Origin of the sequence: Micromonospora noduli (assembly GCF_003264475.1) — a bacterium.
GTDB lineage: Bacteria > Actinomycetota > Actinomycetes > Mycobacteriales > Micromonosporaceae > Micromonospora > Micromonospora noduli.
Genome location: NZ_PYAC01000041.1, coordinates 167,054 through 188,384, shown reverse-complemented (window position 1 = coordinate 188,384; position 21,331 = coordinate 167,054). Strand labels below are relative to the sequence as shown.

Here is a 21,331-nt window from a genome sequence, read left to right as displayed (position 1 = left end):
ACACTCGTCCCTGACACCGTGTCAGAGTCAAGCGTGGCGTGCGGGGCGGCCGTCACTGGCGGGCAGGGCGCGGGCCGACCAGCCGGCGGACCACCGGAGCGGCGTTCCACTTGGCCGCGCCGACCAGGTCGCGGGCGTGCTCCAGAACCGTGTAGTCGGGCCGGGTCAGCCCGTCGGCGATGGCCCGGTCCAGGTCGTTGCCGCAGCGGCTCAGCACGGTGTCGAAGTCCCGACGGACCGGCTCCTGCAGGTCGTAGCCGAAGGAGCGGTGCAGCCGGGCGAAGAGCGGCTTGTACAGCCGGACCCGCTCGTGCAGCCCCGACGAGTACGACATCGGGTTCTTCCGACGGCGGAGGATGTAGTCCGGCAGTACGTCGGCGAACGCCCGCCGGACGATCCACTTCTCCTGCCCGTGGCGCAGCTTCAGATCCACCGGCAACCGCATCGCCAGCTCCACCACGCTGAGGTCGAGGAAGGGCACCCGGGCCTCCACGCCGTATGCCATGGCGGCCCGGTCGACCCGCTGCAACTCGGTGCGGCACAGGTTGCGGATCCGGTGCAGGAACAGTCGGCGGGCCGCCGCCGGGGCGACCTGGTGGTACATCGGGTACCCGCCGAACAGCTCGTCGGAGCCGTCGCCGGTCAGCACCACCTTGATGCCCAGGTCGCGGAGCCGCCGGAAGATCGGCACCGATACGACCGCGTTGATGATGTCGCCGTACTCGGTCAGCTCGGAGATCCGGATGGCCTCGCGGACGTCGGCGAGCCGGATGTCACGCGGTCGCAGCTCGACCACCACGTGCGGCACGTCGAGGTCGGCGGCGAGCCGCCGGGCGTACGCCACGTCGGGGCTGTCGGCGACGCCCACGGTCACCGCGACGCAGTCCGGGTGGATGTCGCGCACCTGCCGCAGGGTCAACGAGCTGTCCAGCCCACCGGAGAGCACCACCCCGACGGTCAGGTCGGTCTCCACCCGCATCCGGATCGCGTCGCTGAGCGCGGCGCGTACCAGCAGCGCGGCCTCGTCCGGGTCGTCGATGACCGGCAGGCCGTCGCCGATGGTGAGCAGGTCGACGTACGGGCTCAGTCGCACGTGCCCGTCCGCGTCCGCCCAGCCGTGGTGCCCGGGCGGCACCTCGGCGATCGGGGCGCCGTGCCCGACGAGGGCCTTGACCTCGGAGGCGAGGTGCAGGCAGCCGGGTCGACGGGACCAGTACAGCGGCTTGACCCCGAGCGGGTCGCGGGCCAGGTACGCCCGGCCGGTGGCCCGTTCGACGACCGCGAAGGCGTACTCGCCGCGGAGTCGGGTCACCGCCGCCTCGCCCCACTGCTGGAACGCGGCGAGCAGCACCTCGGTGTCGCTCTCGGTGCGGAAGGCCTGCCCCAGGCGAGTCAGCTGCGCCCGCAACTCCCGGTAGTTGAAGATCTCGCCGTTGAAGCAGAGCAGCCAACGCTCGTCGGTCGACGTCCACGGTTGCACCGCCCGGTCCCGGTCGACGATCCGCAGGCGGCGGGTGCCGGCGAGCAGCCCGCTCTCGGACCGGGTCTCGGTGACCTCACCGCGCGGGGCCAGGGCGGCGAGCATCCGCCGGAAGGTCGCCGGGTCGGCCTCGGGGCCGATGCTCAACGCGATGCCGCACACCGGCTCAGACCCCCATCTCGGCCTCGTACGCCCGACGTAGGCGACGCCGGGCGGTCGGCGCGAGACACAGGTGCCAGGCCTGCCCCTCGTCGATCAGGTTCAGCTCACCGGCCTCCTGCCGGCTCAGCAGCAGCTCCGCCAGGGCCTCGCGCGCGCCGAACCGCTCGAACCAGGCCAGCTCGACGTCGGCCGAGTAGCCGAGGCAGTGCCCGCTGGGCAGCATCGCGGCGTAGCCCAGGCGGCGCAGCCGGTACTGGTGCTCGGCGCTGCGGACCAGGCTGGTCACCCAGAGCGGCGGGGTGGCCGGCGGCGCGACGGCGGTGAACTCCCGTCCGATGTCGTTGAGCAGCGCCACCACCTCGCGCCGGGCGCGGCGGAACAGCAGCCCCGCGGTGCGCGGGGTGGCATCGGGTCGCAGCCGGCGACGCAGCCCGCGGGCGGCCCGGCCCAGGATCGTGGCGGGCTGCTCCTGGTAGCGGAACCGCAGCAGGTCGCGGCGACGCAGCCACTCCAGGTCGACCAGCTCGGGGCTGCCGTTGACCTGGTCGTCGGTGACGAAGGTCGGCGCGTCCTGCCACCACAGCACGTCGATGCGGGAGAGCAGGTAGATCCGGACCAGTGCGCTGAGGTCAGTCGCCGAGGTGCGGTCGTTCGGTTGGTACCGGGCCATCTCCAGCAGCAACGTCTCGCGCGCGCCGATCAGCCCCTGCGGGGTGGCGTCGAGGACCGCGGCGAGCGCCGGCTCCCGCAGCCGCTCGTCGATGAGCACCTGCCGGGCCCGGGTGCTCGCCGCGTCGGCCAGGGCGCCGACCTCGACCAGCAGTTCGGCGACGGCGGCCCGATAAGCGGGCAGGTCGGGGGCAGGAGCGGGAACGCGGCGGGAGGTCGCACCGGAGGGTCTCCGGCGGGCCGGAGCGGTGGGCGACGGAGGCGAGCCGGGTTGCTGTCCCGGGCTACGGCTGGGCACTCGCATGACGGGTCCCTCTCTCCGGTCACGGCACTGGGTGGTTCGCCCTGAAACACACCGTAATCATCGGGAGCGGAACGGACCGAACAATCCTCCTATTTCCCCTCTAACGGAGCGTGGACGACGCACCGGGCTGATCCTTGGGTTTGGCGCTTTCGAGCTGATGTCGCCAACGAATCAACGCCGCCGGCTTCGCAAGCGGGGTCCTGATGTCCACAACAAGCGGGCCCTGATGTCACACAGGGCGGGCCCCTGATCTCACACAGGCGGGCCGTGATGCCACACAGGGCGGCCGCGTGATGTCACAAACGATTCAGCTCCAAAGGCAGCAACCAACACACCAACACCGACGCCAGCCGGCGGTCGGCCGGGCCACATTGAGCGAGCCGAGCACGGCACCCACCGACGGGCCGCCTGGCGCGGGCCAGAGCCGGCCCGGCAACCACCGCCGGAGCGCCGGCAGCCACCGTCAGTCGCCGTCCGTCGGCACCAGGGCCTGCACCTCGGCGTACGACGGCAGTCCCGCCGGTGTGGTGGGCCCGCCGTCGCGGACGGCGTCGGCGGCGGCGAACGCGGCACCCAGCGCGGCCCGGAACAGCAGCGATCCGGTGCTGACCCGGGCCACCCCGGCCCCTCCCAACTCAGCCAGCCCCGGCCCGCCCGGCTGGTACAGCGCGTTCACCGGAGCGTCGATCCGCTCGGTGAGGACGCGCAGGGTGGCCAGGTCGACGGTCCCGGGCACGAAGATCCCGTCCGCACCGGCCACCCGGTAGGCGCGAGCACGAGCGAGGGTCTGCGGCAGTGGGTCGTCCACTCCGAGCCACCAGGTGTCGGTGCGGGCGTTGACGAACAGCTCCGGCACCGCCGCCTTCACTGCCACAATCTTGGCAGCGGCGACCTCGGTGTCGGCGAGGGTGCCATCGGCGCGTCCGTCCTCCAGGTTGATCCCGACCACGCCGAACCCGGCCAACTCCGCCACGTACTCGGCGACCTCCGCCGGGTCGTCACTGAAGCCACCTTCCACGTCCACGCTGAGCAGCACCGGCAGCGGAGCCAGCCGGCGGGCCAGGGCGAGGGTCTCCGCCGCGGTGGCCGCGACGCCGTCGGGAAGGCCGGCGGTCGCGGCGACCCCGAGGCTGGTGGTGCCGATGGCCGGATGCCCACGCGCGGCGAGCGCCGCCGCCGAGGCGTGGTCCCACGCGTTGGGCAGCAGCAGGGGACGGCCGGCACGGTGCAGGGCGTGGAACGCGGCCCGACGTTCGCTCATCGGACGCTCACCTCCAGAGTTGTCGGCACCCGCAGGGTCGGGTGCGGTTCGTGGCGCACCGAGGTCGGGCCGCGCTGGCAGCGTTCTCGCAGCACGTCGAGCACCCCGCCGGCCAGCGCCAGGGCGTGCCGGTCGCCGGGGCAACCCCGCTCCCCCGCCCCGAAGGTCAACAGCCGGGCACCGGTTCGACCGGGCTGGAACGTCGCGGGCTCGGTGAACGCCTGCGGGTCACGGTTGGCCGCGTCGAAGCGCAGCAGCACTGGACTTCCGGCCGGCAGATCCTGCCCGCCCAGCCGTACCTCGTCGACGGTGACCCGTCGGGTGGCCCGGACCGGTGGGTCGAGGCGCAGCACCTCGGCCAGCAGGTCGGTGGTCCGTGCCGTGGCCGCCGCTCGCGGGCCGGCCGGGGGTAGCAGGTGATGGGCGGCGGCGCCGATCAGGCCGGCGGTCGCGTCGCACGCCTGGACCAGCAGACCGATCAGGTTCGCCTGTACCTCCGGCGGACCCTGCGGCGTGAGTGCCAGCAGCGCCGTCACCGCCCGGTCGGCCCGCGCTGTCAGGGCCGGGTCCACCCCCGGGTGGTACGCCGCCGCGACGACCGCGACCGCCGTCCCGGCGGCTGCCGGATCAGCGAAACCGAGGCGATCGGCCAACGCCCGCAGCGGAACCGGCCGGGCCAGTTCCCGCATCACGTCGACGCGGTCGCCGGCGCGGTCGAAGACGGCAACGGTCAGCCGCGCCGCGTCGTGTCGCAGGTCGTCCGGGTCCAGCGAGGCCAGCGCGCTCACCGCGACCGCCCGACGGTCGGCGTGCCGTCGCGGTGGACTGAACCGGCTGACCGTGGCGCGCAGCCAGGCGAGGGTGCCGGGCGAACCCGTGTCGACGGACGGTACCTGGAATGCCGGGTCGGTCAGCGCCGCGCTCACGTCGGCGTGCCGGGTCACCCACCAACCGCGTTCCGGCTCAAACGAGGGCGGCCCAGACGCCGGTGTTCCCGGGGCGGGCGCAATGTGCGGCCAGTTCTCAGTCACCGCCCGACCGTAGGGCGCTAACTGTTCGCCCCACACCGAACGATCCCGCCACGGTCGCCCGCTGCTCTCCGGTCAGGCGCGGCCGCTCGTGGGCGGCGGGGCTACCGGCGGGTCGAGGGTGTGTTCGGGGATGGACAGGGCCCCGGCCAGGCCGGGGCGGCCGGTGGGAGTGAGACGGACGGCACGGCCGGCGCCCTGGCTGATCCAGCCCAGGTCGGTGAAGCGGCGGCAGAGCGCCGCGCCGAGCGACCCGGCCAGGTGCGGGCGGCGTTCGGTCCAGTCCAGGCAGTCGCGGACCACCGGGCGGCGGGCGGCGCGCAGCACGTCCACGGGTACGCCCAACCCGGCCGCCCAGGCCCAGCCGTCGGATGTGAGCGCCAACCCGCTGGACCGGTCGAGCCGACGCTCGGTGAGCAGCGCGTCGTACATCAGCACGCCCAACCGTCCGGCCAGGTGGTCGTAGCAGGTCCTGGCGTACGCCAGGGAGGCGCTGGCGGTCACCGCGCGCAGCGACCCGGTCGGTGCGGGCGCGGCCGGAGCGTGCCCGGCCAGGTCCTCGATCAGCTGGGCCACCGACGGCCCGGCCAACCGCAGGTAGCGGTGCCGGCCCTGCCGTTCCTCGACGAGCAGCCCACCGCGGACGAGTCGGGTGAGGTGGTCGCTGGCCGTCGAGGGGGCGACACCGGCGCGCCGGGCCAGCTCACCGGCGGTCCACGCCCGCCCGTCGAGCAGCGCCAGGCACATTCCGGCGCGGGTGCCGTCGGCCAGCAGAGCCGCCAGCTCGGCCATCCCCCGACCGTCGGTGCCAATGCTCATCGCTTCAGTCTAGGAAGGCAGGCGCGCACCGGTGAACAGCGACCCGGGGGCCTCCGTCAGGTGGACGAAGACCCCCGGGGCTGATGGCGCCGAGGATCAGGCCGGCGGCGTCGGGATGAGGTGCGGGGTGAAGCTGACCGCCGACGGGCTCACCTTCGCTGCCGCCATCCCTCCGGGTGCGGCGAATCGACGGTCGAGCGCGATGGTGGTGTTGTTCCGATTGCGGTAGACCACCACGAACCCGGGCCCGCCGGAGTTCTGGATCGGCGCGATGGTGGGATCGGTGGCGGCGGTGGCAGCGGTCGGGTCGCTGGGGTTCTCGTACAGGCGCAGCCACTCACCCCAGGTGCCCGAGCCCTGCTCGGTCTCGTACACCCGGTAGACCTCGTTGTCAGGCCCACGGGCGACGACGGCGATACGGCCCAACGCCGGGTCGACAATCGCGGCCGGGGAACCGGCAGCGGTGAAGGTTCCCACCGTCTGCCAGGTCGTCGGCCAGGCCCCACCCAACTCCTGCTTCTTCATGACCAGCGAACCGTCGGCCGCACGCGCCACCACCGCGGTGCGGGGACCCTGGATGAGGAAGGCAGCCGGCACGCCGGTCACGTTTCCGCCCAGGTCGGTCCAGCCGGTGAGTGCCCCATCGGTCGAGTAGAACGCGGTCTTGATGGTGCCGGTGCTGGTCGTGGCGACCAACTGAATCCCGGTGTCAAGCGCGAGCGCGGCGAGGCCACCGGAGAGGTCGACGTCACCGAGGCTCTTCCACGACGCACCCGTCCCGGTCTGACGGTAGTGCCACAGGCGACCGTCGGCGTCCACCGCGAAGATCACGCTGCTGCCGTTGGCGAGAGTGACCGCGACGGGCGGGGCTGCCATGGTTCCGCCGTAGTTCCCGGTGGTGCCCCAGGTCGCGGCGTTCGCCACCGTCTGGGCACCGGCCCAGACCGTACCCGTGGTGTGCAGGGCGCTGATCTGCATCTGCTTGCTGGCGCCCAGCACGTTGAGTGCGGGCTGTCCGGTGAACGCCTCCGCGCCGAAGAGGGGGGTGTGCTGGACGCTGCCGAAGTCGTCGGGGTTCGCCTGGTGGACGACCCGCACCTGACCGGTGTTGTCAGTGTGCGCGTAAACGATGGTCCCGAGCGCGCTGCCGTCGCTCGGCTCTCCCTGCCTCGCCACCGACCGAGAGAAGGATTGCACCGGCAGGAACGGCATCGGGTCGGCGAACCATCCCTGCAGGTCGACCAGGATGTGCGCAGTACCGCCGCTGACGTTCTTGATCCGAACCTTCCCCTCGGTGCCCAGCTTGGTCACCACGAGGCTCGATCGTGTGTTGTTGAGCCCGGCGGGGAAGTCGGCAGTCGAGGCGGAGTTCGGAGTGCCGTCGAGCGGCGTGACGGTGAGATAACCGGCGGCCGCGGGACCGACCACGTGCACGTTGAGGACGGCGGCGGCGATGCCGCGAGTCGGCAGGCCGTTGGTGCCGCCAACCGCGACGTCGACGGAGCCGCCCGCGGGCACCGCCTGGGCGCCGGTGGGCAAGCGGCTGTCGTACAGCCTTGTCGCCGGGATCGGACGCAGACCCGCGCCGGTGGTCGGGCTGCTGGTCCAGTATCCCTGGACCGTGATGGCGACGTGCACGGCGGGCCCGCGAGCCTCCAGTTGCACGTTACGGCTGCCATCGGAGCTGAGCTTGATCGCCATCCCCATAGACGTGGTGGCCTTGACGTAGTCGATGCCGACCTTCGCGGTCGCGCTCGACCCGACCGTCACCCAACCGTTGCCGGTCGAACCCGTCACCACCACGTCGAGCATGACCGCCTTCGCGGTGCTCGGTACCAGCCCGCCACCGGAAAGGTTGGCAGTGCGGGTCCCGCTCGTGGGTAGGGTGCCGGTGGCGATCCCCAGCCCTACTCGGCTGTCGACCACACGCGTGTGGTTCACCGGCACGAAGCCCGAGCCGACGCTGCCCGTGGCGGTGGTGTAGTAGCCCGCCACGTCCACCTTGATGTGCAGACTGCCGGTCAGGTTGTAAACCGCAATCTTGCCGTTCGCGCCCGGCTTGACCACCGACGAGTTGGTGATCGTCTCGCCGACCGCGGCATTCAGCTCCGAGGTCGTCCGGCTCGTCTGGTCCGGGTAGACGGACAGGAACGTGTTGGCGGTCGGGCTGATCGCCGTCACGTCCACCATCAACGCGCTGACGCCGCTGGACGGGATACCGCCGATGCCGACGGCGTTGAACGTGGTGACGGACTTGGCGCCCCGAACACCGGTGGTGCCGCCGGTGCCGTTACGGGTGTCCAACAGGGTCACGCTGTCGATCGGTACGTAGTCACCACCCCTGCCCGCGGCGTCGGCGTGGGCTGGCGTCGGCGAGACAACCATTGCCAGCACGACACCAAGGGCAGCTAATCCACTACCGACACGGGCGCGCAAACGTGAAGTCAATAATTTTTTCATGCAAATTCCTTCTAGAGGAAGCAACTGGGACGCACGGGGGCCTCCGTCACGTGGTCGAAGGCCCCCGGGCTGGTGGTGCCGAGAATCAGGCCGACGGCGTCGGGATGAGATGCGCGGTGAAGCTGACCGCGGACGGGCTCACCTTCGCTGCCGCCATCCCTCCGGGGGCGGCGAAACGCCGGTCCAGCGCGATGGTGGTGTTGTTCCGGTTGCGGTAGACCACCACGAACCCGGGCCCGCCGGAGTTCTTGATCGGCGCGATGGCGGGGTCGGTGGCGGCGGTGGCGGCGGTCGGGTCGCCAGGGTTCTCGTACAGGCGCAACCACTCACCCCAGGCGCCCGAGCCCTGCTCGGTTTCGTACACCCGGTACATCTCGTTGTCGGTGCTTCGAGCGACGACGGCGATACGGCCCAACGCCGGGTCGACGATCGCGGCCGGGGAACCGGCAGCGGTGAACGTACCCACCGTCTGCCAGGTGGCCGGCCAGGCCCCACCCAGTTCCTGCTTCTTCATGACCAGCGAACCGTCGGCGGCACGGGCCACCACGGCCGTACGGTAGCCCTGGTTGATGAAGGCGGCCGGCACCCCGGTCACGTTCCCGCCCAGGTCGACCCAGGCGCTGAGGGTGCCGTCGGTGGAGTAGAGCGCGGTCTTGATGGTGCCGGTCATGGTGGTGGCAACCAGCCGGACACCGGCGGCGTCAACATTCACCAGAGTGATTCCGCCGGTGAGGTCGACGTCACCGAGGCTCTTCCACGCACTCGTCCCGGCCTGGCGGTAGTGCCACAGGCGACCGTCGACATCCACGGCGAAGACCACGCTGGTGCCGTCGGCGAGGGTGACCGTGACGGGCCGGCCCACCATGGTGCCGCCCAGGTCCCCGGTCGTTGCCCAGGTCGCGGCGTTCGCCGCCGTCTGGGCGCCGGTCCACACGGTGCCGGTGGTGTGTAGGGCGCTGATCTGCATCTGCTTGGTGCCGCTCTGCACGTTCAAGGAAGGTTGCCCGGTGAACGCCTCCGCGCCGAACTGGGGGATGTGCTGGACGCTGCTGAAATCGTCCGGGTTCTGCTGGTGGACGACCCGCACCTGCCCGGTGTTGTCGGTGTGCGCGTAGACGATGACCCCGAGCGAGCTGCCGTCGCTCGGCTCCCCCTGCAATGCCGTCGAGCGGGAGAAGGACTCGGTCGGCAGGAACGGCATCGGGTCGGCGTACCAGCCCTGCAGGTCGACGACGATGTGCACCGTACCGCCGCTGCTGTTCTTGATCCGGACCTTCCCCTCGGTGCCCAGCTTGGTCACCACGATGCTGGACCGGGCGACGTGCCCGGCGGGGAAGTTCGTCGTCGACGCGGTGTTCTCGACGCCGCCCAGGGGCGTGACGTTGAAGAACCCGTCCACCGTCGAGGCGACCGCGTGCACATTGAGGACGGCCGCGGCGATGCCACGGGTCGGCAGGCCGTTGGTGCCCGCGACAGCGACATCGACGGCGCCGAAGGCGGGCACCGGCTGGGCGCCACTGGGGAAACGGCTGTCGTACAGGGTGGTCGCCGGAACCGTGCGCAGGCCGGCGCCGGTGGTCGGGCTGCCGGTCCAGTAGCCCTGGACGGTGATGGCGACGTGCACGGCCGAACCGCGATTCTCCAACGTCACAGAGCTGGCACCGGGGTTCAGTTTGACGACCATCCCCAACGAGGTGGCGCCCTTGGTGTAGTCGATGCCGGTCTCCGCGGCCGTGCTCGACCCGACGGTCATCCAGCCGTTGCCGGTCGCGCCGATCACCACGACGTCCAGCATGACCGCCGTCGCGGAACTGGGCACCAGCCCACCGCCGTAGATATTGGCGGTACGCGTTCCACGGGTGGGCATGGTGCCGGCGGTGATCCCCTGTCCGGTCCGGCTGTCGACCACCCGGGTGTGGTCCACCGGCACGAAACCGGAACCGGTGCTGCCGGTGGCGGTGGTGAAGTAGCCCACCACGTCCACTCTGATGTGGACGTTGCCGCCCGCGTTGCGCACCGCGAGCTTGCCGTTCGTGCCGGGCTTGACCACCGCCGAGTTGGTCATGACCTCACCGACCGAGGCGTTCATGGCCGAAGCCTTCGGGTCCGTCAGGTCCGGGTAGATGGTCAGGAACGTGTTGGCGGTCGGGTAGATCGCCGTCACGTCCACCATCAACGCGCTGACCCCGCTGGTCGGGATACCGGCGATGCCGACGGCGTTGAACGTGGTGACGGACTTGGCGCCCCGAACCCCGGTGGTGCCGCCGGTGCCGTCGCGCGTGTCCAGAAGGGGGACGCTGTCGATCGGCACGAAGTCACCACCCCTACCGGCAGCGTCGGCGAGGGCCGGCGATTCCAATCTGACCAGCGATGTTCCCGCCGCCAGTACGATGAATACCAGCGCGCTAAAGACTCGACTTAGCTCCCACTTAGCTATTTTCAAAGAAATTCCCTCTCCCCACCAGGCAAGCAGATTTATTCTCGACGAGCCAGGCCAGCAGCAGCTCGCGGGATTTACGTATGGACAGCATCAATCGGAGGTTCTAGCGATTCACTAGGACCGCTTGATCAATTCGAGTGAAAGTGGCTCGCGCGTGTTCAGGTAATGCACGAAACCGGCTTCATCATCGTCGTCGTAATCCAGAGGCCGCAATTCCAGGACGAACTCCGGTCGTGGGAGGAACCCGAAGTCGGCCGCAGGGTCGTACTTCTCAATCCCGATCACACGTACAATTGTTGGCGGAATCACGACAGTGCAATACCCGCCCACCTCAAGCGAAAGGTCCGACGACTCAATCCGCCACGGCGTGTTTCGCCAATCGTGAGCGCTAGGGCTCGTCGGAATTCCGATGGTCCCATCCCAGTCGTTCTCGGACTCCTCATCGACCTGCCACCAGCTCCATTCCAGCACAATACGATGCAAAGACATCCCAACAATTCGAGTCCTCACCGGCTCGCTGGACATGCGGAGAACATCCCCGACGGCATACCCCAGGGCTTCGTTAAGCCGAACGCTTTCCACAACTACCAACCTCTCTGCCAGAAGTAGGAGAACGGCGTCTTGTCGGGCAGGCCACGGAAGTATCCAGACCCTCCAAACTTCATGCCATTTCCGTTCAACAACCTATAACAGACATCGCGGCAGATGTTGCGCGAGGTTCCACCGAACCCGATCACCTCGTCAGGCCCGAGACTTTCGATGATCGCCTCTTCAGCATGCCCAGCCCCTTGCACGAACTCTTCGCCCGCCCGGAGATTCCAACCCGACGGCATTTCACCATCGCCGTTAATTGCGATTCGATTAGACCACTTCCGCGTTGCCTTGTTGAAGACTCCCATCACTGCGGTGGTACCTTTCTCCGCTGCGTTAGGGTAGTCATTCCGAAGCCCTTGCAAGTCTACGGCGCGGTCCCGCGCCAGCTTCGCATCAAGCCTCGTCGGCCCACAGTTGTGGACAAGGATCTGCACATCGCCGGCGGCGACATAATACGTGTGGAGGACATCGACGCTAAGGTTGTAGACACGTCGTTGTTCGCTCCACTTCCGGGTCGAGACGGCTGAGGCTGGCTGATGGTCGGCGGTCTCGAAGACGTAACCGCTCGCCAGATCCTTTGCCTCGACCCAACGGTTCTGATCAGCGACCCAGAATGGGTGGCCAGCCGTAGCGGTCAGCTTCTCCGTCCGGTCACCCTGCTTGCCGTCGATGTCGATCGTGATCTCGACAAGATCCTTGCTACCGACGCCAACGATCAGCGCCGTAACCGCGCGTTCTTCGGTGCGGCCAGTCGTCGGATCGGTGGCGAGCACCTTCTCGCCGACCTGCACCTCGTCGATTCGCTTGGAGCTGCCATCCGCCATCAGCACGCGGGTCTCGCCCGTGAAGCTGTTGGGGCACCCTCCAAGAAGCTTTTTGCCGACGTTCTGCATGCCGCTGCCGATCGCCCGGGCCTCGCCGATGCCCGCGTTCAGCGCCTTGCCGCCGGCCGAGCGAAGCCCGCCGCTCAACCCGCGAATACCCGCGCCCAGCGCCTGGCCGCCGATGGACCCGAGCGCGCCACCGAGTGCACCGGTGAGGCCGCCCATGGCGGTGGCGCCGGCAAGGTCCCAACCGCGCTTGCCGTCCATGTAGCCGGTGACCGCCGAGCCGACCGCCCCGGCGAGCGCCCCGCAGGCCACCGCCCCGACACCGGTCCAGCCGATCGCCGCACCGCAGCCCAGGCCGACGACGGCACCGACGGCGAAGCCGGCGATCTCGGCCGCGTGGTCCTCGACAAACTGGGTCGCCTTGTCCCAAATCTTCTCGGCGCCCTCGACGAGCGGCGTCAACTTCTGCGCGGCGGCCAGCCAGAGGTTCTGTTTGAACTTCTGTGGATCCTGGATGGCCATTGTGGTGACCGCGACGACGCTCGCCGCCATCTTGAGGCCGGTGGACACCACCTTGCCGAGCGTGATGAGCGGCTTCGTCAGGGCAGGAATCACCGCCAGCTTGGTGAACTTGACCGCTTGTTTGATGGCCGACTTCGCGGCGGCTGTCACCGCGACCTTTGCCTGGTAGATGCGTTGCGCGACCATCTTGGCCTGTTGTTTGGCCCAGTCGGCGGCGCGGGCGACCTGGTTGAGTCCGGACTGGATCTTGTTGCCGACATACCGGACGGCGTTCATCGTCTTCTCGCCGAGCCACTTCGCGCTACTGGAGATCGCTCGGCCGACCGCTTTGATCCCGGACCAGGCGTAGTGAGCGACGGTGGACACGAAGTTCCTGGCGTAGTTGTACGCCGTGTACGCGCCACTGACGACGTTGGAGACGGTGTTGCTCACCACGCTCGCGGCACGCTTCATCCAGCGCGGCCAGTGGCCGTCCGGGTCGTCGAAGTCCAGCGGGGCGCCAGCACCGTAGGTATAGCGGTTGGCCAGGATCGAGTCGCCGGAGGTGTAGTTGACGCTGTCCCGCGAGGTGAACGTGCCGGTGCCGGGCTGGTACCAGCGGGCGCCCATGTCGACCTGACCGGTGTCCGGGTCGGTCCAGTCCCCCTGGAAGCCCAGCCGGCCGGTGCTGCCGGTGCTGGTCACCTTCTTGCCGAACGGGTCGTACGCGGTGGAGTCGTTCAGCGTGGACAGTTGGGTGTCGGCCGGGTTGATGGCCGCCACCACGTCACCGTGGGCGTCGGTGAGCGACAGCCGCTTGTCGGCGCCCTGGGCGGTGGCGAGCAGCTCGTCGTTCGGGCCGCGACCGTAGTACTCGTACCCGTCGTGCACCACCTCGTCGCCCAGACCGGCGTAGACGAACGAGTTGCCGGTACGGGAGGCCAGCCGGTCCAGGCCGTCGTAGGTGTAGGTCTGGTTCTGCGCCCCGGTGAGCCGGTCGAAGGCGTCGAACGAGAACTGTTCGGCCAGGCCCGAGCTGGTGCGGGTCCGCAGCGTGCCCCGCGGGGTGTACGCGTAGGTGTAGTCGCCGTCGGAGAGCAGACGGTTGCGTTCGTCGAAGGTCGCGGTCTTGGACCCGGCCCGAACCCGGTTGCCGCTGGCGTCCCAGGCGTACGTGACGGTCCCGGCCGGGCTGGTCCAGGAGATCAGCCGGCCGGCCTTGTCGTAGTCGTAGGTGTTGTTGCCAGCGCCAGCGGTGCCGGTGGTGTTCTTGCTGGTGAGGTGGCCGTTCAGGTCGAAGCCGTAGGTGACCGATGCCACCGTCTGGCCACCCGCGTTGCGCAGCACGTCGCTGGCGACCCGCCCGTAGTCGTCGTAACCGAAGGTGCGGACACGACCGGCGCCGTAGTCAACGGTCTTGACGTCACCGGCGGCGTCGTAGTCAAGCTTCTGCTGCTGGCCGGTGATGCTGTCGGTGAGCGTGTCGAGGCGACCCTTGACGTAGCCGAAGGTTGCCGTGCCGGTCAGGTCGGTGCGGCTGGTCACCCGGCCGTCGTCGTTGTAGTCGAAGCTCGCCGTGCCGGACGGGCCGGCGGTGGACAGCAGCCCACCCCTGTCGTTCCAGTTGTACGTGTTGCTGCCACCGGGGGCGTTGACGCTGGTCAGCCGGCCGTCCTGGTCGTAGTCCAGGGTTCGAGTCACGGTCGGGGTGTCACCCCCGGAACCGGTCTCCACTGTCAGTCGGCCGGCTGCGTCGTAGGTCCGCGTGCGGCTCACCCCACCCGGGGCGCTGAGCCGCACCGCGTTGCCGTCGGCGTCGTACGCGACGGTCCAGGTCCGGTCCGCTGCGGTCGGGTGGCTCGCCGTGGACGGCTCGATCGCCGACTCCGGCAGACCCAGCGTGTTGTACGTGTAGATGGTGGAGTTGTTGCGGCCGTCGGTGTAGCGGGTCCGGTTGCCGGCGGCGTCGTACCCGAACGTGGTGGTGATCGGGTCGGCGTCGGTCGGCTCGATCTGCTTGACGAGCTGGTCCGCCGCGTCGTACTCGTAGGTGGTGACGGTGTTGTAGGGGTCCTTCGACGAGGTCATGTTGCCGGCCACGTCGTAGCCGTAGCTCTGGGTGCGCAGGACCGTGCCGTCGGCCTTGAGGTTCATGGTGCTGACCCGGTTGCCGAACTGGTCGTACCCGACCCGGGTGGTGCGGCCGAGCCCGTCGGAGACCCGGACCTGGCGGCCCGCGAAGTCGTATCCGAAGATCATGGCCTCGCCGGTCGGCGCGGTGCTGCGGGTGATGTCGCCGGCCCCGTTGAAGGTGTTGACAGTCGTCGCCCCGGTCGGGGACGACGACGAGGTCAGGTTGCCCGCGTCGTCGTAGGCGAGCTTGCTGACCAGGTTGCGGGTGGTCGGCCGGCGCTCGACGACGGTCTGGGTGACCTGCCGGTCGAGATCGTCGTAGGTCGACTCCACCCGCGCGCCGGTCGGGCCGGTGACCGACAGGACCTCGCCGGTGCGGGTGTAGGTGTAGCGGGTGAGCGCCCGGTCGTCATTGGTCTTCGACGGTTCGTCCCGCACGGTCAACCGGTTGAGCTGGTCGTACGTGTAGCTGGTGGTGCCGGCCGGGTCGGTCTCCTCCAGCACGTTGCCCAGGGCGTCGTAGCGGCGCTTGTGCTCCGGGGTGACCGGCTGGGTCGCCCCGGGCGCCTGGTACGTCGGCGCGAGGCTGCGCACCACCCGGCCCAGCTTGTCGTACTCCGAGGTGGAGACCCGCCCGAGCGGGTCCTTGACCGCGACCTGCTCGCCGAAGGTGTTGTAGCCCACCGAGCTGCTCGGGTTGGTGGAGACGGCCGTGTTGCCGTCGCTCTCGGCCAGGACGGTCGGGCCGCTCTGCCCGATCTGACGGCCGAGCTCGTCGTAGCGGAAGGTGCTGGTGTACTTCGCCTTGTCGGCGCCGCTCACATTGCCCCGCGGGTCGGTGACCGAGGTGCGCAGGCCGCGCCTGTCGTACGTGTAGCTGGTCACCCGGGTGCTGCTGCCGGCGGTGACCTTCTCGGTGAGCACGTTGCCGGCGTCGTCGTAGGTGTAGTCGACGACCTCGGAGGTGGCCAGCACCTCCCAGTTCAGGTTCGACGGGTTGCCGGTCCGGACGGTCTGCTTGACGTTGCCGTTGTAGTCGTAGGTGAAGGTGTTGGTCCGGCGCACCCCCGTCGGGTCCAGCACGGTGCTCGCCACCTTGCCGGCCTTGTCCGGCTTGTGCTCGGTGATCTGGGTGCCGTTGGCCCCGACCTTGCGGGTGACGTTGCCGGCCCCGTCGTAGGTGTTCTCCTCCACGACGTAGTCCCGCTTGGAGCCGTCAGGGTTACGGAAGTCCTTGAGGGTGATCTTCTCCAACAGGTCGTCGCGGTAGTACTTGTACTCCAGTCGCCGACCCATGGCGTCGGTGTCGCTGGCCAGCCGCCCGGCGAAGTCGTACGAGTAGGAGTGCAGGACCAGGTAGTCGCCGGTGCCGGTGGCGGGGGTACCGGCCGGGTCGCTGCGCCAGTCCCGCAGTCGCACCTCGGCCACCTTGTTCTGGGCGGTGTACGCCCAGTCGTAGCGGTTGCCGTTGGCGTCGGTCATGGTCGTCTTGTTGCCGAACCGGTCGTACCCGTAGCTGGTTTCGTTGCCCTCCGGGTCGACGACCCGGACCGGCCGTCCCTCGTCGTCGTACTCGGTGCTGGTGACCCGCTCGGGGTCACCACCGAGCAGGTCGGTGACGGTGGCCTTGGTGGGGTTGCCGTCGGCGTCGTACTCGTTGACCGTCCGGCTCTGGTGCTGCTTGCCGGTGACGGCGTCGGTGGTGACCGGGCCGGTGACGGTGGCGACCCGCGAGTGCCCGTCGTAGGTGATCGTGGTGGTGACGCCCGCGGGATAGGTGTCGGAGATGACCTTCTCGGTGATCCGTCGGCCGAGCGCGTCGTAGGTGTACTCGGTGACCAGTCCGGACGGCTCGGTCACCTTGTACAGGTCACCGTTGGCGTAGTACGCGTAGGTGGTGGGCTTGGTCTGCCCGTTGGTGATGCTGCTGGCCAGCAACCCGGACGGGGGGATGCCGTTGACACCGGCCTCGCCGCCGCTGGTGTAGGTGTGGGTGACCTTGCTGAGGTCCGGGTTGGTCTGGGTGAGGAGCTGACCGGTGCGCTCTCGGTACGTGAAGGTGGTCAGGAACCCGTTGTCGGTCGGGCCGCTGGAGCGACCGTCGCGCTGCTCCACCGCCAGGTCGATGCGCGGGTCGAACGGATCGGTGATGGAGGCCGGGTACGTGTAGTAGTTCGTGAAGCACTGGGTGGACGTACGGCAGCTCTTGCGGGTGGCGAGACGACCCCTGCTGTCGTACGTCATCTCCACCGTGTCACCGTTCTCATTGGTGACCTTGCTCTGCTGGCCGTCCTCGTTGTAGGAGAACGAGCGGATGGCCATGCCGTCCAGCGGGTGCCGCACGAAGATCGGCCCACCGGCGTCGCCGGGGATCACCGTGCAGAAGGCCGGGTCGTTCGGGTCGGGCTGGGTGCAGACCTCGGTGGGCGGCGGGCTCGGCGGCGGGCTGGTCTGCCCGGGCCGGTCCTCCTCGCGGGTCTCCAGCCCGAGCGGGGTGCCGGAGCGCAGCAGTCGACCGGCGAGCGCGTCGTACTCGTACAGGTAGGGGCGGTTGGCCGGGTCGAGGACCTGGACGCTGCGCCGCAGGTCGGTGTCGCCGCCGTAGACAGTGGGCTGGCCCACCTTCCAGGTGCCGCCGTTGTCGTCGGTGTACTCCTTGACCCGGTCGGTGGCCGTGTCGTACTCGACCTCGGTGGCGACCCGGCCGCTGGGCAGGGTGACCCGGGTCAGCTGCTGGGCGGCCGGCTTCGCGTACTGGAAGTGCGCCTTGGCCGTGTCCGGGCCGATCGGGCGCGAGTAGACGGCGACCTCGTCGATCGTGCCGGCGAAGTAACGCTGGGCGGTGCCGCCCCAGGCCGGCCAGGAATTGGGTGTGGTCGCCGAGGCGAGGCCGACCTGGTTGAAGGTCAGCAGCGAGTGCTCGATCGGCTGCCCGGTCAGGTCACCGACCTTGACCCCGTCGAGGTACATGGTCTGGGTGTTGGCCATCGCGGAGAGCACCACGTGGTGCCACTTGTTGTCGTTGACCGTGATGCCCGAGGTGATCGGTGCGATCGTGCCGGTGGCGAACTGGCCGCGCAGTTTGCCGTCGGTGCCGGTGTAGAGCAGCGGGACGCCGCTGGTGGCGGCGGTGCCGACGGCCTTGTCCTGGTAGCCGATGAGAGGGCCGCCGGTCTGGGTCAGGCCGATCTTGAACCACAGCTCGACGGAGACGTCGCGGCTCTTCTTGACCAGACCCTTGGGCAGTTCGAGGTAGGCCGAGGTGCCGTTGAAGGCGGCGGCGGTGCCGTTGGTGCCCTCCAGCACGCCGGGCTGGCCCAACGTGACGTTGTTGCGGTACGTGCCGGCGTCCTTGCCCAGGTTGATCGCCACGTCGCTGGCCGCGCCGGTGCCCTCGGCCTCGCCGAGGTGGTAGTACGAGTCGGGCTTGGCGTCGAGGACGGCGGTGCGGTAGTGCGAACCGGCCGCGTAGGCGTAATTGGTGCAGGCGGACTCCGGGCCGCAGACCTTGGTCAGCAGGTCACCGTTGTAGGTGTAGTTCCAGGTCAGCTTCGCGCCGTTGACCTGGTCGGTGCTGACCGTGGCGATGCGGTTGCCGTTCCACGTGAAGGTCAGCGAACGGCCGGCCGTGTTGGTCTGGCTGTTGGAGACCTGGGCGCGGGCGAGCTTGCCGGTCATCGGGTCGAGGGTCAGGTTGACCGAGTGCCCGGAGTTGTCGGTGATCTTCTGGAGTTTGTAGAGCAGGGAGAACTGGTAGGTGCTGCCGGTGCGGTCGACAAGTTTCCAACTGCTGCTGTCGACGCTGAGCTTCGCGACCCGGCCCGGCGGTGGTGCGTACGTGCCGTCCGGGTTCTTTCCGAACCGCACCTCCTGACCGTCCGGGTAGCGGACCACCACGTTGCCGGAGCCGTCGTTGTCGGGAACCAGCGTCATGTCGTACCGGCTGGACCAGCCGGCGCCGAAGACGCCGGTCGTGCGGGGGTCGAGGCTGTTGTAGGTGCGGACCAGGTTCAGCTCCGGCCCGACCGTCACCACTGTGGCGTCCACAGCGGAGGTGGCGAAGTTGCCGGTCTGGGCATCGAACTCGCGGCCCTGCTCGGCGTTGGGCGAGGTGGCGATCCGGGACAGCAGGTCCGGTTGTGGCACCGAGCTGAGCATGGTCGAGTACGGCGAGATGACCTCGTTGGCGCTGTCCTTGACGAAGGAGCGCCACAGGTAGCTCTTGCCCCAGACCATCCGGCCGGCGGGCACCACCCAGGACTGCTTGGCCTGGTAGCCGGAGTTGGTGCAGTTGGTCGCCGCACCGGCGTCGGTGCGGTCGCAGATCTCGAACTTGAACGACAAAGTGGCGCCGGGTGCGGCATCGGTGTCCACGGCCCGGGCCCAGAGCAACGGGGTGAGCGTGGGGGCCTGGTAGCCGTTTTCCGGGTAGAGCTCCTGCACCACCGGCGGAACGTCGAACACCTGGAGCACGATCCGACCGGGTGGCACCTGATGGTCGGTGAAGACCGCGCCGCCGGTACGCACCATGGTGAAGTCGAGGAAGTAGGAGCCGGGCTCCAACCGCTTGACTGTCGCGTCGAGGGTCACCTTCGCGCCACGAGCCAGGGTGGTGGGCAGACTGGCCGCCCGCTGCTGGGTCACCGCCGCGCCGGTCTGCGCGTTGTAGACCCGGTAGGCGAGGTAGTAGTTGGCGGGCGTCCACGCCTCGGCGCCGAGGTTGGTGACTGTCACCTTCACCTTGCCGTCCTGGTTACGCAGGACGGCCGGCTCCGGGGTGGGCTTCGGGATCGCGTACCCGGCGTTGTACGGGCTGTGCGTGACGTAGAGCGCCGGCGGGTTGGCCGTGCCGGTGCCGGCGAACTTCTTCCACGCCAAGGTGTCGGTGGTCGACGCGCGCAGCGAGAGACCGTTGTTGGCCTGCTGGCCGTTGACCCAGCGCTGCACCAGGTTACGGCCGCCGACACCGAGGTCGAACATCTCCCCGGCCGCCGGGCACGCGGATTTCGACTGGCCGAGAGCGATGTACCCGTGGGCGAACGAGCGGCTGACCAGCGCCCCACCCACTGACGGCCCCGGGTACGAGTAGCCGGCGCCGGCCGACCACGACCCGGTGACCGGGTGGACGGTGACCGCGCGCGCCTTGCAGGAGCCCGCGTCGAAGTTGACCGCGGAGAGCGCCGCACCGTGGATGGTGTGGTTCTGGAGTCGGCTGACCAGGTTGCCGAACTTGAGGTAGGCCGCCGCGTTGTCATTGGCGGAGTGACCGACGAGCAACTCGTCCTTACCCTCGATGGAGCGATCCCCGTGCACGTACATGCTGCTGTCGGCGTTGATCGCAGCGACCGGCGGGCCGACGGTCGGGTCGACCTCGACCGGGTAGCGCCGGGCGGGATCGGCCAACCACGCCCGGTCGGGAGTGACCTTCAGCGCGGTCTGCCCACCCGTGGTGACCAGCTCGTACGCGACCTTGGTGGAGGTGGCGGGACCGGCCGTGTCGGAGCCTGCGTCCACCATGTAACCCGCCGGGATGACCCCGCGCTGGCGCCCGTCCCGGTCACTGAGGACGACCTGACCGTCGACCAGCTTCGCGGTGAGGTTGCGCAGATTCAGCGGAAACACGTACGACGTGGGCGCCTTGGCCGAGTGCAGGACCAGGGTTTCCTTCACGCCACCGGCCCGGGGCTCCAGGCGCAGGTCGACGTCGGGGCGTACGCCCGGGTAGGTGACGGCGTTGCCGTCCACCCGGCCCGGCGCGTTGGACGCCTCGGCCAGGCCGAACCCGAACTCGGTGTCAGCGTCGAAGCTCAGCCGGGCCAACTGACTCGCTGCGCCGTTGCCCGCGAGGTGCAGACCGACCGAGTCGGCGGCGGTCCCCCACCCGTCGGCGGCCGCCACCAGAGTGTGGTCGATGGGTGCCCAGGTGCCATCCGGCTTGCGGTAGTTGACCGGGGCGGAGGAGAACTCGGTGGTCTGGGTGCCGTCGGCGTTGTCGAACACGCGCTGGTTGACGTCGCGCTCGGCCGGCCGTTCCCGGCTGGTCCGCTTGTCGAAGCCGCGGGTGTCGTCGACGGGTGCGGTCGCGACGGACGCCCTGTTGCGCCCCGGGGCGGGCTTGTCGGCGAGCTTGTGCAGCGGGTACTGCCCGCGCTGCGACTTCGGCAGGTCACGGTTGGGTCGTCCGGGCGTCACGTGTGCCTTGCCCGCCGCCGAGCCCCATGCCTGGTTCGGCTTCGCGCCGCCGCCACCCCGACCGGTGGAGGCGACACCGTCGCGGTCCCGGGCACCGCCCGCCGGCAGCGCGGTCACCCCGCTGCCACCCAGGTTGAGCATCAGCACACCGGCCAGGGCGGCCGCCAGGACCGACCGGGTGGCGCCGGAGCCGAACACCGAGCGTTGCCGGGGTAACCGACCACGCAGATCGGTCAGCCGACCGCGCGGGTCGGGCAGACGCCGAATGCTGAAGGACATGGTCACCCCTGAGGAGAGGACGGGCTGAGAGGCGGAGAGAGGCGAGCGAGGGCCGCGAGACCTGCGAAGGCCCACAAGCCGGGTGTGTGATCGCCGTTACCTCTGCACGGGCACGGCGTTACGGCGTCGACCCATCGGTCGACGGAAATTTCAGGAGATGCGAACAGGCGACTCGGGGG

At 69.5% G+C, this 21,331-nt stretch carries 9 protein-coding genes; all 9 read right to left on the bottom strand.

Annotated features, from left to right (window positions below):
• Positions 1–52: 52 nt before the first annotated feature.
• On the bottom strand, positions 53–1,642 hold the full coding sequence (locus MED15_RS28355) for an asparagine synthetase B family protein (RefSeq protein WP_112700163.1): 1,590 nt from the start codon (positions 1,640–1,642) through the stop codon (positions 53–55).
• Positions 1,643–1,646: 4 nt separating this feature from the next.
• Complete coding sequence (locus tag MED15_RS28350; protein ID WP_112587134.1) at positions 1,647–2,615, bottom strand: DUF5715 family protein; 969 nt, start codon at positions 2,613–2,615, stop codon at positions 1,647–1,649.
• 463 nt (positions 2,616–3,078) lie between these two features.
• Positions 3,079–3,876 (bottom strand): isocitrate lyase/PEP mutase family protein, encoded by a 798-nt coding sequence (locus MED15_RS28345; RefSeq protein WP_112731376.1) that lies wholly within the window; start codon positions 3,874–3,876, stop codon positions 3,079–3,081.
• Positions 3,873–4,820, bottom strand: coding sequence for a cytochrome P450 (locus MED15_RS28340; protein ID WP_167457754.1), 948 nt, complete (start codon positions 4,818–4,820; stop codon positions 3,873–3,875). The genes MED15_RS28345 and MED15_RS28340 overlap by 4 nt, the downstream gene beginning before the upstream one ends.
• Before the next feature lie 159 nt (positions 4,821–4,979).
• Positions 4,980–5,723 carry an ArsR/SmtB family transcription factor gene (locus MED15_RS28335; RefSeq protein WP_112737394.1) on the bottom strand — a complete coding sequence of 248 codons (744 nt, stop codon included), beginning with the start codon at positions 5,721–5,723 and terminating at the stop codon, positions 4,980–4,982.
• Positions 5,724–5,819: 96 nt separating this feature from the next.
• Positions 5,820–8,183, bottom strand: a complete 2,364-nt coding sequence (locus tag MED15_RS28330; protein WP_146766753.1) for a DUF8189 domain-containing protein — start codon at positions 8,181–8,183, stop codon at positions 5,820–5,822.
• 85 nt (positions 8,184–8,268) lie between these two features.
• The gene (locus MED15_RS28325) at positions 8,269–10,494 is read right to left on the bottom strand and encodes a DUF8189 domain-containing protein (protein ID WP_112737391.1); all 2,226 of its coding nucleotides are present in this window, start codon (positions 10,492–10,494) and stop codon (positions 8,269–8,271) included.
• A gap of 243 nt (positions 10,495–10,737) precedes the next feature.
• A complete protein-coding gene (locus tag MED15_RS28320; RefSeq protein WP_146766752.1) occupies positions 10,738–11,148 on the bottom strand; it encodes a hypothetical protein in 411 nt (136 codons plus the stop codon).
• A gap of 59 nt (positions 11,149–11,207) precedes the next feature.
• Positions 11,208–21,152 (bottom strand): LamG-like jellyroll fold domain-containing protein, encoded by a 9,945-nt coding sequence (locus MED15_RS28315; RefSeq protein ID WP_112737463.1) that lies wholly within the window; start codon positions 21,150–21,152, stop codon positions 11,208–11,210.
• Positions 21,153–21,331 lie beyond the last annotated feature (179 nt).

Bases quoted from the DNA above. Each gene is read 5' to 3' on its own strand.
- MED15_RS28350 (WP_112587134.1), bottom strand. From the start codon at position 2,615: ATGCGAGTGCCCAGCCGTAGCCCGGGACAGCAACCCGGCTCGCCTCCG.
- MED15_RS28345 (WP_112731376.1), bottom strand. From the start codon at position 3,876: ATGAGCGAACGTCGGGCCGCGTTCCACGCCCTGCACCGTGCCGGCCGT.
- MED15_RS28335 (WP_112737394.1), bottom strand. From the start codon at position 5,723: ATGAGCATTGGCACCGACGGTCGGGGGATGGCCGAGCTGGCGGCTCTG.
- MED15_RS28330 (WP_146766753.1), bottom strand. From the start codon at position 8,183: ATGAAAAAATTATTGACTTCACGTTTGCGCGCCCGTGTCGGTAGTGGA.
- MED15_RS28320 (WP_146766752.1), bottom strand. From the start codon at position 11,148: ATGTCCAGCGAGCCGGTGAGGACTCGAATTGTTGGGATGTCTTTGCAT.
- MED15_RS28315 (WP_112737463.1), bottom strand. From the start codon at position 21,152: ATGTCCTTCAGCATTCGGCGTCTGCCCGACCCGCGCGGTCGGCTGACC.